This window comes from Nonomuraea sp. NPDC050383, from assembly GCF_044459125.1.
Classification (GTDB): domain Bacteria; phylum Actinomycetota; class Actinomycetes; order Streptosporangiales; family Streptosporangiaceae; genus Nonomuraea.
Genome location: NZ_JBITIP010000001.1, coordinates 665,833 through 679,624 on the forward strand (window position 1 = coordinate 665,833; position 13,792 = coordinate 679,624).

General features: G+C 73.4%; 11 protein-coding genes. All 11 read right to left on the bottom strand.

All coding sequences use genetic code 11. The features are described from left to right. Window positions 1-31 precede the first annotated feature (31 nt). Entirely contained in the window at window positions 32-532 is a 501-nt protein-coding gene (locus tag ACIBG4_RS02950; RefSeq protein WP_175588709.1) for a cell division protein SepF, read from the bottom strand. Between the two features lie 139 nt (window positions 533-671). Then, window positions 672-1,364: a YggS family pyridoxal phosphate-dependent enzyme gene (locus ACIBG4_RS02955; protein WP_397200409.1), complete on the bottom strand. Its 693-nt coding sequence runs from the start codon at window positions 1,362-1,364 to the stop codon at window positions 672-674. 497 nt (window positions 1,365-1,861) lie between these two features. Further along, on the bottom strand, window positions 1,862-3,274 hold the full coding sequence (gene ftsZ, locus ACIBG4_RS02960) for a cell division protein FtsZ (protein ID WP_355450452.1): 1,413 nt from the start codon (window positions 3,272-3,274) through the stop codon (window positions 1,862-1,864). Between the two features lie 379 nt (window positions 3,275-3,653). Continuing rightward, window positions 3,654-4,316: a cell division protein FtsQ/DivIB gene (locus ACIBG4_RS02965; protein WP_397200410.1), complete on the bottom strand. Its 663-nt coding sequence runs from the start codon at window positions 4,314-4,316 to the stop codon at window positions 3,654-3,656. 251 nt (window positions 4,317-4,567) lie between these two features. Next, a complete protein-coding gene (gene murC / locus ACIBG4_RS02970; protein ID WP_355450446.1) occupies window positions 4,568-5,968 on the bottom strand; it encodes a UDP-N-acetylmuramate--L-alanine ligase in 1,401 nt (466 codons plus the stop codon). Next, window positions 5,965-7,041 (bottom strand): undecaprenyldiphospho-muramoylpentapeptide beta-N-acetylglucosaminyltransferase, encoded by a 1,077-nt coding sequence (gene murG, locus ACIBG4_RS02975; RefSeq protein ID WP_397200411.1) that lies wholly within the window; start codon window positions 7,039-7,041, stop codon window positions 5,965-5,967. Before murG ends, murC begins: the two co-directional genes overlap by 4 nt. 9 nt (window positions 7,042-7,050) lie before the next feature. Further along, entirely contained in the window at window positions 7,051-8,361 is a 1,311-nt protein-coding gene (gene ftsW / locus ACIBG4_RS02980; protein WP_397200412.1) for a putative lipid II flippase FtsW, read from the bottom strand. Further along, a complete protein-coding gene (gene murD / locus ACIBG4_RS02985; protein WP_397200413.1) occupies window positions 8,358-9,758 on the bottom strand; it encodes a UDP-N-acetylmuramoyl-L-alanine--D-glutamate ligase in 1,401 nt (466 codons plus the stop codon). Before murD ends, ftsW begins: the two co-directional genes overlap by 4 nt. Beyond that, a complete protein-coding gene (mraY, locus tag ACIBG4_RS02990) occupies window positions 9,755-10,810 on the bottom strand; it encodes a phospho-N-acetylmuramoyl-pentapeptide-transferase (protein WP_310709324.1) in 1,056 nt (351 codons plus the stop codon). Before mraY ends, murD begins: the two co-directional genes overlap by 4 nt. After that, on the bottom strand, window positions 10,807-12,258 hold the full coding sequence (gene murF / locus ACIBG4_RS02995; RefSeq protein WP_397200414.1) for a UDP-N-acetylmuramoyl-tripeptide--D-alanyl-D-alanine ligase: 1,452 nt from the start codon (window positions 12,256-12,258) through the stop codon (window positions 10,807-10,809). Before murF ends, mraY begins: the two co-directional genes overlap by 4 nt. Then, window positions 12,255-13,787, bottom strand: coding sequence for a UDP-N-acetylmuramoyl-L-alanyl-D-glutamate--2,6-diaminopimelate ligase (locus tag ACIBG4_RS03000; protein WP_397200415.1), 1,533 nt, complete (start codon window positions 13,785-13,787; stop codon window positions 12,255-12,257). The genes murF and ACIBG4_RS03000 overlap by 4 nt, the downstream gene beginning before the upstream one ends. Between the last annotated feature and the right edge of the window lie 5 nt (window positions 13,788-13,792).

Here is a 13,792-nt window from a genome sequence, read left to right on the forward strand (position 1 = left end):
CCCGGTTGGGTGCGATAGGCATACAGAGACTCTAACTCTGGTTGAAGAACCCGCGTTCCGCGATTCGGGCCTTGTCCTCGGCGGTCACCTCGACATTGGCTGGGGACAACAGGAACACCTTGTTGGTAACACGTTCGATGTTGCCGTGTAGGCCAAAGACCAGACCTGCCGCGAAATCGACCAGCCGCTTGGCGTCGCTGTCAACCATCTCGGTCAGGTTCATGATGACCGGGGTGCCGTCGCGGAAGTGCTCGCCGATGGTCCGGGCCTCGTTGTAGGTGCGGGGGTGGAGCGTGGTGATGCGGGCCAGATCGGTCGTGCGGCGCTCCAGGACGGTCGTGGCGGGCCGGGGCGCGGGGACGCCGGGGTCGGTCTCCTCGTCGCGGTCCTGGACCGTCACGGGCCGCTCCTCGCCGGTGCGGGGGGCCTCGTCCTCGTAGGCGTACTCGTCCGGGTAGGTGTCGTACCTCTCGTAACGGTCGTCCTCCACGAGACCGAGGTAGACCGCCATCTTGCGCATCGCGCCGGCCATCGCTACGTCGTCCTCCTGCTCATGGTCGCACTCGCTCGGGCCTGTCGCAGCGCCCGAGGCGGTAGCCGTACCCCCTTGAAGCTCACCGCTGATCGACCTCTACTGGATGCGCGGGCCTGAAGGCCCACTTGAGGGGACATTACCTGACGAAGGGCTTGCGACGGCCGAGCAACGCCGTACCGATCCGCACGTGTGTCGCGCCGTGCGCGACGGCCTCGCTCAGATCCTCGCTCATGCCCGCCGAGATCATGGTGGCGCGCGGGTGGCGCTCCTGAACGGCCAGCGCGACCTCCCGCAGCCGCGCGAACGCCTTGCCCGGGTCCTCCCCCAGCGGCGCCACGGCCATGACGCCGCCGAGCCAGACGTGGTCGAGCGCGGCGATCCGGTCGGCCAGCGCCGGAACGTCGGCCGGGGCGGCGCCGCCCCTGGCCGGGTCGTCGTCGAGGGACACCTGGACGAGGCAGCCGATCTCCCGGCCCTGCCGCCCGGCCTCCTTGTCGATGGCGGCGGCCAGGCGGATCCGGTCGACGGAGTGGATCACGTCGGCGTAGCCGGCGACGGAGCGCACCTTGTTGCTCTGGAGCTGGCCGACGAAGTGCCAGGTCAGCCCGAGGGCGGCCAGCTCGCGCGCCTTGGGCGCGGCCTCCTGGTCGCGGTTCTCGCCGACCTCGCGCACGCCCAGCCCGGCCAGGATCCGGACGTCCTCGGCGGGGCGCGTCTTGGTGACGGCGATCAGCGTCACCTCGCCGCGGTCGCGGCCGGCCGCCCGGCACGCATCCGTGATGCGCCGCTCCACGTCGGCCAACCCGGCCGCGATCTCGTCCCGCCTCATCGCGCCTGCCCCTCCCCTGAGGACCGCCCTGCCGAGGACTGCCCCGCTCGTCCCGCCTCAGTCACGCCGCCCGGCTCCCGCGGCCCCGGCCCACGGCCGCCACACCCGCCCGCCATACCGGCCCACTGTCAAGAGCCACCGTCAAGAGCTGCCGTCAAGGGCCGCCGTCGACACCCTCCACCGGCAGCCGTCGCCCGAGAACCGGGTGCCGCCGACAGGGGCCGCCGTGACGGCGCCTTCGCGGCTTCCCGCCGGACCCCATTCCCGCCCGACCCCATTCCCGCCGGACCCCGTTCTCGCCGCACCCCGCGGCGCCGGACCCCGTTCCGCCGGATCCCATCATGCCGGGCGCCCGTCCGGGCCCGCCGACCGGGCCGATCACCGTCCTGCACGGCCGGCGCGGCGCTGTGCGCCCCGAGGCGCCGAGGCGCCCCGCACACAGCGGCGCCGCTCCGCCGTACCCCTGGAGCGGGAGCGGAGCGGCGAGGGCACGACGGTCACTTCAGGAAGTCGGGGACGTCGAGCTCCTCCTCCTGCTCCTCGAAGACGACCGGTCGGCGCTTGGCCGGCTCCGACATGCGGGAGCTGATCGGAGTGGGCGGGTTGGTCGGCTCGGGCGTGGGGCGCGGGATCGACACGGGGCTCGGCGGCTCCTCGGCCACGACCGGCTCGGGGTCGGGAGCGGGCTCGGGGACGCTCTCCACGGGTCGCACCGGCTCGGCCCTGAGCTCCGGCCGCGGCTCGGCCCTCAGCTCGGGGCGCGGCTCCGGCCGGAAGTCGGTCCTCGGCTCCGGACGGGCCTCCATACGGGGCTCCATGCGGGGCTCGGTGCGCGGCTCCACGCGCGGCGCGGGCTCGGCCTTCACGGTCGGCGGGGCGACGCTGGGCCGTACCGGCGAGGAGACCGGCGGGGCGGCCTGGGCGGGACGGCTCTGCGGGCGCGGCAGCTTCTCCACCGGCGGCGGCACGTCGTCGAAGCCGGCGGCGATGACGGTGACCCGCACCTCGTCGCCCAGGGCGTCGTCGATGACCGTGCCGAAGATGATGTTGGCGTCGGGCGCCGCGGCCGTGGACACGAGCTGGGCCGCCTCGTTGATCTCGAACAGGCCGAGGTCCGACCCGCCCGCGATCGACAGCAGCACGCCGTGGGCGCCGTCGATGCTGGCCTCCAGCAGCGGGCTGGAGACGGCCATCTCGGCCGCCGCGACCGAGCGGTCGTCGCCGCGCGCGTGGCCGATGCCCATGAGCGCCGAGCCGGCGCCGGACATGACCGACTTGACGTCGGCGAAGTCGAGGTTGATCAGACCGGGCGTGGTGATCAGGTCGGTGATGCCCTGGACACCGGACAGCAGCACCTGGTCGGCCGCCTTGAACGCGTCGAGCACGCTCACCTGACGGTCGGAGATCGACAGCAGCCGGTCGTTGGGGATCACGATGAGGGTGTCGACCTCGTCGCGCAGCGTCTCGATGCCGGCCTCGGCCTGCATGGCGCGGCGCCGGCCCTCGAAGCTGAACGGCCGGGTGACGACGCCGATGGTGAGGGCGCCGAGCGAGCGGGCGATGTTGGCCACGACGGGCGCGCCGCCCGTGCCGGTGCCGCCGCCCTCGCCCGCCGTCACGAAGACCATGTCGGCCCCCTTGAGGACCTCCTCGATCTCCTCACGGTGGTCTTCCGCCGCCTTGCGCCCCACGTCGGGGTTGGCGCCGGCGCCAAGTCCGCGCGTGAGCTCGCGGCCCACGTCGAGTTTGACGTCGGCGTCACTCATCAGCAGCGCCTGGGCGTCGGTGTTTATCGCGATGAACTCGACGCCCTTGAGTCCCTCTTCGATCATCCGGTTGACGGCGTTGACTCCGCCGCCGCCGATGCCGACAACCTTGATGACCGCGAGGTAGTTCTGCGGTGCTGCCACGACGAGGGGCCTTTCCGCTCGTTTACTTGCCATTTCGGTGCGGATGTCTCCGCGTTCTTCAGTTCGGGTAAGTCTCAACCTCAAGTTGAGATTTAGATTTATGTCAACCTGAGGATTGATACGGACAGTAGGAGTACGCTCCGGGCGGGTCAACTAACCGCGCCGCAATCACGTCCGGCGTGTCGCGGGCTGTCCGATTCGCTCCGCGGTCTCGCCAGGTCGGGGCACTCCTCCGCCGCATGTCCCGCGTACAGGCTCTCACGGCCGGGCCGCCGCCGTGTACCGGCGCGGCGACTCACCCGTGCACGCCCTGATCGGACGGCGGAAACGCCTCGCGGGGAAGATCGGTAAGGATCATTACCGGATGTCCGCGATAAGATCACTTGAGCGTCACCACGTCCGGCGAGCTGACGTCGTAGAGGTCCGCCTTGCGGCCCAGCACGCGCGCCAGGATGCGCGCCTTCTCCTCGCCGCGCTCGGCGCCGCCCCAGAACACCGTGCGCCCGTCGGTCAGCTCCAGCGACACGCCCTCGGCCGTGGTGGCGCGGACCTGCCGCACCTTTCCCGACAGGGAGCGGGGCAGGTTCTGTACGACCTTGAGCGCCGCCATCGTCGCCGGGTCGCCCGCGGCCGGCCGGTCGACCTTGAGCACCGGCAGCCAGGCCGGCGCCAGATCCCGCACCTCGATCACCACGCCGTGCCCGTCGATCAGCGCCGCCCGGCCGCCCACGGGCAGGGAGGCGACCGGCCGCCGCTCGGTGACCTGGATGCGCAGCGTTCCCGGCCAGACGCGGTCGGCCTTGGCCGTGGCGAGCTGCGGGAGGGTCAGGACGCGCGCCTCGACCTCGTCCAGGTCGACGGTGGCCAGCGGATGCAGGGCGGGAACGGCGGCCTTCTCCTTGACCCGGTCCTGGGGCACTGTGAGATTTCCCACGATCTCCACAGATCGGACGCCCAGGACGGGCGAGAAGAACACCAGCCACGCCGCGACGCCCACCACCCCGACCGTCAGCAGCACCAGCAACGCCGTCCGCGCCCTCATCACTCTCCCGGCTCCACGACACCCGGCCTACGACACCCGGCTCCACGACACCCGGCCTGCGAAACCCGGCTCCACAACACCTGGCTTCACAGCTGCCGGTTTCACGACACCCGGCTTCACGGCCGCCGGCGAAAGGACGGCATCGCCGATCTCCGGGCCGGAGCAGCCGTGGGACCGAACTTACGCCGCATCCCGCCCGTACCGCCCGAGGCGCGCCCGGAGCCGTCCCTCCCCCGCGCATGAGGGGCGGGTCAGCGGCCGGACAGCTCCGCGAGGATCTGCGGGCCCAGCTCGGTCACGTCGCCGGCCCCCATCGTCAGCACGATGTCGCCCGGCCGGGCGCGGGAGGCCGCCAGCGACGGCACCGCGGACCGGTCCGGCGCGTACGCGACCCGCTCGGCGGGCAGGGGCACGCGGCCCGCGACCATCGCCCCCGACACCCCGGGCTCCGGGTCCTCGCGGGCGCCGTACACGTCGAGCACGATCACCTCGTCGGCCAGCGCGAGCGCCGTGCCGAAGTCGTCGGCGAAGAACCGGGTGCGCGAGTACAGGTGCGGCTGGAAGATCGCGACGACCCGCCCGTCACCGGAGTAGGACGCCACGACGTCACGCGCGGCCCGCAGGTCGGCGGCCAGCTCGGTCGGGTGGTGGGCGTAGCTGTCGAACACGGCGACGCCGCCCGCCTCGCCCTTGGACTCGAAGCGCCGCTTGGCCCCGCCGAAGGCGGCGAGCCCGTCCCTGATCTCCTCGAAGGGCAGGCCCAGCTCGTCGGCCACGGCGATCACCGCGGTGGCGTTGAGCGCGTTGTGGGCGCCGGGGACGGCCAGCCGGACGTCACCGCGCCCCTCGATGGTGAACCTCGTGCCGAACCCGTCGGGCCGCACGTCCGTCACGCGCAGGTCGCCGGCCGCTCCGTACGTGCGCACGCGCAGGCCGCGCGCCCGCGCCGTCTCGGCCAGCTCCGCCGCGCCGGGGTCGTCGGCGCAGGCGATGAGCAGCGAGCCGATCCGCTCGGCGAAGCGGGCGAAGCTGTCGTGGACGGCGCGCGGGTCGCCGTAGTTGTCGAGGTGGTCGGCCTCGACGTTGGTGACCACGGCGATGTCGGGGGCCAGCATGAGGAACGAGCCGTCGCTCTCGTCGGCCTCGGCGACGAACACCCCGCCGGAGCCCTCGTCCGCGCCGAGCCCGGTGGTGACGAGCTGGCCGCCGACGCAGTAGGACGGGTCGGCGCCGCACTTCTGCAGCGCCACGGTGAGCATCGAGGAGGTGGTGGTCTTGCCGTGGGTGCCGGCGACGGCGACGGCGGTGCGCCCGGCCATCACGGAGGCGAGCGCGGCGGCCCGCGGGATGATGCGCAGCCCCTGCCTGAGCGCCTCGCCGAGCTCCGGGTTGGAGTCGCGGATCGCGGTGGAGACCACGACCGTGTCGACGTCCTTGATGTGGGAGGCGGCGTGCCCGATGTGGACGGTGGCGCCCAGCCGGCGCAGCTCGCCCACGAGGTCGCTGCTGCGCGCGTCGCTCCCGGACACGCGCACGCCGCGCTTGATCAGGATGCGGGCGATGCCCGACATCCCCGCGCCGCCGATGCCGATGAAGTGCACCCGGCCCAGCTCCTCGGCGGCGATGGGATCGACCAGCTTGACCAGACTCATCCGGCTATCTCCAAGACTTTCCTTGCGAGCATGATATCGGCGTCCTTGCGCCCCAGTCGGGAGGCCGCCTCGGACATGACGGCGACCCGCTCGGGGTCGCGCAGGATCGGCAGCACGTGGTGGACGATCCACTGGGGGGACAGGTCCGCGTCGTCGACCACGAACCCGCCGCCGCCCGCCACGATGCGCTCGGCGTTGAGCCGCTGCTCGCCGTTGCCGTGGGGCAGCGGCACGTACGCCGCGGGCAGCCCCACCGCGGTCAGCTCGGCGCAGGTGAGCGCCCCGCCCCGGCACAGGGCGAGGTCGGCCGCGGCGTAGGCCAGGTCCATGCGGTCGACGTACGGCAGCAGGACGTACTGGGGGTCGCCGGGCGGCGGCTCGTGGTCGGGGACGTTGTCCGGGCCGAGCACGTGCAGCACCTGGATGCCGGCCGCGCGCAGGGCGGGGGCCGCGGCCAGCGCCGCCTGGTTGATCGACCGCGCGCCCCGCGAGCCGCCGAAGACGAGCAACGTGGGCCGGTCGTTCTCCAGGCCGAACCAGGAGCGGGCCTTGTCGCCCGTGGACAGCCGGTCCAGGGTGGCGATCTCGCGGCGCAGCGGGGTGCCGATGTACGCGGCTCCGGCCAGGGCCGGCTCGGGGAAGCCGCTGAAGACGTGGTCGGCGAGCCGCGCGCCGAGCCGGTTGGCCAGGCCCGGGCGCGGGTTGGCCTCGTGGACGACGATCGGCAGGCCGCGCCGCTTGGCGGCCAGGTAGGCGGGCGTGGCGACGTACCCGCCGAACCCCACGAGGATGTCGGCCGAGACGCGGTCGAGGACCGCGGCGACGGCGTTGACGGCGCCCGCCAGCCGGCCGGGCACCGTGAGCAGGCGCGGGGTGAGCGACCTGGGCAGCGGAACGGCCGGCACGAGGTCCAGGTCGTAGCCGCGGGCCGGGACGAGCTGCGTCTCCAGGCCCCGCTCGGTGCCCACGCACGTGATGCCGACGGCCGGGTCCAGACGGCGCAGCGCGTCGGCAAGGGCGAGCGCCGGCTCGATGTGGCCGGCCGTCCCGCCCCCGGCGAGGACCACCCTCATGTCCACTCCCTACCGTCGTGCCCCGACCGTCGTGCCCTGGCGCCGTGCCCTGCCTCTGGCGATGCCTCCCAGGCCCAGCCAGCTTAGGGCCCGGAGGACCGGTCCGGGGCCACGGGCCGCGAGGGCCTCGCGGGCGCCCGGCTCGCGTTTGGCGAACGACAGCAGCATGCCGAGCGCGGCGAGCGTGGGCAGCAGGGCCGACCCGCCGTACGAGACGAGGGGCAGCGGGATGCCGGTGATGGGCAGCACGCCGAGGACGGCGCCCATGTTGACGATGGCCTGACCGGCGATCCAGGCCACGATCGCGGCGGCGGCCAGCCGGACGAACGGGTCGTTGACCCGGGTGGCCACGCGCAGCCCCGCGTAGCCGAGCAGGCCGAACAGCGCCACGACCACCAGGGTCCCCATGAGGCCGAGCTCCTCGCCGAGGATGGCGAAGATGAAGTCGCTCTCGCCGTGGGGCAGCCAGCTCCACTTGGCCCGGCTGCTGCCCAGGCCGAGCCCGAACCAGCCGCCGGAGCCCATCGCGATCTGCCCCTGCACCGCCTGGTAGCCGTAGCCCTGCGCGTCGGCCCACGGGTCGAGGAACGAGCTGATGCGGGCCATCCGGTACGGCTCGACCTTGATCATGATCATGGCGGCCAGCACGGCGAGGGCCAGGATGCCGGCGAACAGCTTGATCGGCGCCCCCACCACCCACAGCAGCGCCAGGAAGATCATGAACAGCACGAGGGTCGTGCCGAGGTCGCGGCCGAGCATGACCATGACGGCCAGGATCACCGTGCCGGGCATGAGCGGGATCAGCATGTGCCGCCACTCGATGCGGCCGTGCCGGGCCCGCCGGGCCAGCAGGTCGGCTCCCCACAGCGCGAGGCCCAGCTTGGCCGGCTCGGACGGCTGGAGGGTGAGCGGGCCGACGTAGATCCAGCGCTGCGCGCCCAGCTCGGACGAGCCGATGAACAGCACCATGACCAGCGCGATGATCGACAGCGCCATCAGGGGATAGCCGGCCCACCGGAAGAACCGGTGCGGCAGCCGCGAGCAGGCCCACATCACGGGCACGCCCAGCGCCGCCGAGAACGACTGCTTGATGAACCAGGAGAACGGGTTGCCGGTCTTCTGCATCGCCTCGATGCTGGAGGCCGACAGGACCATCATCAGCCCGAGCGCGAGCAGCAGGGCGCTGCACCCGATGATGAGGTAGTACGTGGTCAGCGGCTTGCCCAGCAGCTCACGCAGCGACGCGAGGTGCTCGCGCGCCCAGCCGGACGGCCCCTCGACGGCGCTCTGGCGCGGCCGGTCCTCGGTGGTGGCGCTCACGTGGCGGCCTTCAGCTCGCGTACGGCACGCGCGAAGGCCTCCCCCCGAGCCGGGTACCCGGCGAACATGTCGAGCGACGCGCCGGCCGGGGAGAGCAGCACGGTGTCGCCCGGACGGGCCAGGCGGGCGGCTTCGGTGACGACTCTGTCCATCGCACCAGTGTCTTGGGCGGGGATGTCCACGACGGGGACATTCGGGGCGTGTCGCGCGAGTGCTTCGGCGATGACGCCCCGGTCGGCGCCCAGCAGCACGGCCCCGCGCAGCCTCGGGGCGGCCCGGCGCACCAGGTCGTCCACGTCGGCGCCCTTGAGCTGGCCGCCCGCGACCCACACGATCGACGGGTAGGCCGACAGGGCCGCCGCCGCGGCGTGCGGGTTGGTGGCCTTGGAGTCGTCCACGTAGTCCACCTCGCCGATCCGGGCGACATGGGCGATGCGGTGCGGGTCGGGCACGAAGTCGCGCAGGCCCTGCCGTACGGCGGAGGCCGGCACGCCGGCGGCGCGGGCCAGCGCGGCGGCGGCCAGGGCGTTGGCCACGTTGTGGGGGGCGAGCGGGCGCACGTCGGCCAGCGTGGCCAGCTCCTCGGCGGCCTCCACCGGGTCGGCGACGAACGCCCGGTCCACGAGGAGGTCCTCGACCACGCCCACCTGCCCGGGCCTCGGCACGCGCAGCGTGAAGCCGACGGCCCCCGGGTACGGCTCGGCCAGCCGGGCGGCCTCGGGGTCGTCGGCGTTGTAGACGACGGTGCCGGCCCGCTCGAAGACGCGGCCCTTGGCGGCGGCGTACGCCTCCATCGAGCCGTGCCAGTCGAGATGGTCCGGCGCGACGTTGAGGACCGCGGCGGCCAGCGGGGCCAGCGAGCCCGACCAGTGGAGCTGGAAGCTGGACAGCTCGACCGCGAGCGCGTCGTACGGCTCCCCGGAGGTACGGGTGACGGCCCGGATGACGGGCTCGCCGACGTTGCCCACGGCGAGCGCCCGGCGTCCGGAGGCGAGCAGGATGGACGTCAGCATGCGCACGGCGGTGGTCTTGCCGTTGGTGCCGGTCAGGGCGAGCCAGGGGGCCGCGCCGGCCGGGCGCAGCCGCCAGGCCAGCTCGACCTCCCCGACCACCTCGACGCCCGCGCGGAGGGCGGCGGCGATCAGCGGGTGGTGGGGCGCCCAGCCGGTGGTGACGAGCCGGGTGACGCCCTCGGGGAGCCCCGCGGCGCCGAAGCGCACCTCGACGCCCAGCGGGGCCAGCTCGGCGGCGGCCCGGAGCTGGCGCTCCCCCTCGGCGGCCTCCACGACCACGACCCGCTCCCCGCGCGCGGCCAGCGCCTCGGCCACGGCGATGCCTGAGACGCCGAGCCCGGCGACGCAGGTGACGCCCTGTGCCGATGACGGGGCCGGGCTCACCGCGGCATCCACTCGACGTAGAACAGGCCGAGGCCGAGGGCCGCGCACAGCATGGCGATCAGCCAGAACCGGACCACGATCGTGGTCTCCGCCCAGCCCTTCAGCTCGAAGTGGTGCTGGAGCGGCGCCATCCTGAACACGCGTTTCCCGGTCATCTTGAAGGAGCCCACCTGGATGATCACCGACAGGGTGATGATCACGCACAGCCCGGCGAGGATGATGAGCAGGAGCTGCGTGCGGGTGGCGATGGCCAGGCCGGCGAGCACGCCGCCCAGCGCCAGGGACCCGGTGTCGCCCATGAAGATCTTGGCCGGGGGCGCGTTCCACCACAGGAACCCGATCAGCGCCCCGAGCACGGCGGCGGCCACCACGGCCAGGTCGAGCGGGTCGCGGACCCAGTAGCAGTTGGGGCCGAGCTGGTCGATGCAGTTGTTGCGCAGCTGCCAGTTGCCGATCAGCACGTACGCGGCCAGGACCACGCCGGTCGCGCCGCTGGCCAGGCCGTCGAGGCCGTCGGTGAGGTTCACCGCGTTGGAGAAGCCGACGATCATGATCAGCACCCAGATGGTGAACCCGAAGAGGCCGATGGACGGCCCGAAGTCGCGCAGGAACGACAGCCGGGTCTCGGCCGGCGTGATGCCGTAGACGTTGGCCTGCTGCGTCACCATCACCGCGAAGACGGCGCCGACGACGAGCTGGCCCAGCGCCTTGGCGCCGCTGCGCAGGCCCAGGCTGCGCTGCTTGTAGATCTTGATGAAGTCGTCGAGGAAGCCGACCGCGCCGAGGCCGGTCATCAGGAACAGCACGAGCAGGCCCGAGACGGTCGGCGGCGCCAGCGTGGCGAGGTGGGAGCCGCCGTAGGCCAGCAGCGAGGCCAGCACGATGACGATGCCGCCCATGGTGGGGGTGCCGCGCTTGTCGTAGTGGCCGGACGGGCCCTCCTCGCGGATCTCCTGGCCGTAGCCACGACGGGAGAGCAGCCGGATGGCCAGGGGGGTGCCGAGCATCGACAGGATGAGTCCCACCGCGCCGGCAATGATGATGTTGGTCACTGGGTGGCACCCCCGAGCAGCAGCTCGGCCGTCCTCTCAAGGCTCATCGCGCGGGGCCCCTTGACGAGCACGACGTCGCCGGGCCGCAGCCACTGCGACACCTGCGCCGCGGCGGCCTCCGCGTCAGGAACGTGCACGATCGGCATGTCGCCCGTTCCGGACATGTCCGTCAGTTGGGTGTGGCTCTCCCGCGGCTCGGGGGCGGCCCCGTGGCCGCCGGCCGCCGCGAACGCGCCCTCCAGCACCGGGGCGGCGTCCGGGCCGGCGACGACCAGCCCCGCCAGGCCCGCGCCGCCCGCCAGGCGGCCCAGGTCCGTGTTGAGCGCCGTGCCGTCCTCGCCCAGCTCCCGCAGGGCGGCGATGACGGCGAAGCGGCGCCTGCCGCCGCCGAGCGTGCCGAGCGCCGCGAAGGCGGCCCGCATGGAGTCGGGGTTGGCGTTGTACGCGTCGTTGATCACGGTCACGCCGTCGGGCCGGTCGGTGACCTCCATCCGCCACCGGCTGCGCGGGGTGGCCTCGCTCAGCTCCGCGGCGATGGTGGCGACCGGCAGGCCCAGCTCGTAGGCCGCCGCGGCGGCGGCCAGGGAGTTCTCGACCGCCGGCTCGCCGTACAGCTTGAGGGAGATCCGGGCGGAGCCGGAGGGGGTGGTCAGCGTGTACGAGGCGCGGCCGCGCTCGTCGACCGTGACGTCCTCGGCGCGGATGGCGGCCTCCGGCGAGCGCCCGAACAGGGTGACGCGCGCCTCGGTCCGCGAGGCCATCTCGCGCACCAGCGGGTCGTCGGCGTTGAGCACGGCGACGCCGGCGCGCGGCAGGGCCTCGACCAGCTCGCCCTTGGCCTTGGCGATGGCCTCCTTGCCGCCGAACACGCCGAGGTGGGCGGTGCCGACGTTGAGGACCACGCCGATGCGGGGCGGCGCGATGCGGGTCAGCGCGCGGATGTGGCCGATGTTGCGGGCGCTCAGCTCCAGCACCATGAACCGGGTCTCGTGGTCGGCCTTGAGCACGGTCAGCGGGTGGCCGATCTCGTTGTTGTACGAGCCGACCGGCGCGATCGTGGGCCCCATGCGGGCCGTCAGCCGGGCCAGCAGGTCTTTGGTGGTCGTCTTGCCGGCCGAGCCGGTGATGCCCACCACGGTGGCGTCCGGCAGCGCCGCGGCGTGCGCGGTGGCCAGGGCCGCCAGCGCGGCGGCGGTGTCGGGCACCACGATCGCGGGCGCGTCGACCGGCCGGCTCGCGAGCACCGCGACGGCTCCGGCCCGGACCGCCTGGGCGGCGTAGTCGTGACCGTCGACGCGCGCGCCCGCGAAGGCGACGAACAGCGATCCCGGTCCGACGTCCCGCGAGTCGATCACCACCGGGCCGCGGACCACCGCGCGGGGGTCGGCCATGCCCGACAGGGCCCCCGAGGTGATCTCGGCGATCCTGGCCAGAGGCAACGGGATCATGCGTGCTTCCTGCTTTCCTTGCGTGCGTCGATCGCCCGGGCGACGACCTCGCGGTCGTCGAAGGGGATCACCTCGCCTGAAATGTACTGACCCTGCTCATGGCCCTTGCCCGCCACCACGACTACGTCGCCGCGGCCGGCCCGGCCGACCGCCAGCTCGATCGCGGCCGCGCGGTCAGGCTCAATGATCACATGAGCGCGGTCCTGCTGCGGAACGTGGAGCGCTCCGTCCATCATCGCGGCCAGGATGGCCAGCGGATCCTCGGAACGGGGATTGTCACTGGTGAAAATCGCCACATCGGCCAGCCGGGCCGCGGCCTCGCCCATGAGCGGCCGCTTGCCGGTGTCACGGTCGCCGCCACAGCCGATCACCACCGTGAGCCGGCCCGCGGTGACCTCACGCAGCGAGAGCAGCACCGACTCGACCGCGCCGGGCTTGTGCGAGTAGTCGACGACGGCCTGGAACTCGTCGCCCGCGCCCGTGACCCGCTCCATGCGGCCGGGCACCCCGGTGAGCGTGCCGACGCCGTGGACGGCCGTCTGGAGCGGCACGCCGGACTCGACGAGGGTGACGACGGCGCCGAGCGCGTTGGCCACGTTGAACGGGCCGGGCAGCGAGATCTGCGCGTCGGCCTCGACCCCGCCGGGGCCCACCACGCGGAACGAGCTGCCGTCCGCGCCGAGCCGCGTGTCGAGCGCCCGCCAGGACGCCTGCGGGTCGCCGAGCGCCGAGAACGTCGTCATCGGCACCTTGGCCCGCGACAGCAGCTCACGGCCGTGCGGGTCGTCGAGGTTGGTGACGCCCACGCGGCACATCTCGGGCTGGAAGAGCCGCACCTTGGTGGAGAAGTAGTCGTCGAGGTCCTTGTGGAAGTCGAGGTGGTCCTGCGACAGGTTGGTGAACAGCGCCACGTCGTAGAAGACGCCGTCGACCCGGCCGAGCGCCAGCGCGTGGCTGGAGACCTCCATGGCCGCCGCCGTCACGCCCCGCTCCCGCATGAGGGCGAACAGGCCGTGCAGGTCCGACGCCTCCGGCGTGGTCAGCCGCGGCACGAACTCCAGGCCGCCCGCGTGGATCTCGACGCCGCCCACCAGGCCCGTGGTGTGGCCGGCCGCCCGCAGCCCGGCCTCCAGCAGGAACGTGGTGGTGGACTTGCCGCTGGTGCCGGTCACGCCGAGCACCTGGATGTCGTGGGCCGGCTGGCCGTACACCCAGGAGGCGATCTGCCCGAGCAGGGCGCGCGGATCGGGGACGACCAGCACCGGCAGCCCGGTGGCGACGGCCTGCTCACGGCCCGCCTCGTCGGTGAGGACGGCCGCGGCGCCGCTCGCCATGGCCTGCGCCGCGAAGGCCGCGCCGTGCGCCTGCCGGCCGGGCAGGGCCACGTAGAGATCGCCGCGCCGCACCTCGCGCGAGTCGATGGTGACGCCGGTCAGCGCGGCGTGGGGCGACCTCGCCGAGCCGGGCTCGGCATCGAGCATGGTCGCCAGCCCGGTCAGCGGACGGGGCGGACTGGTCGTTGGACGCATAGACG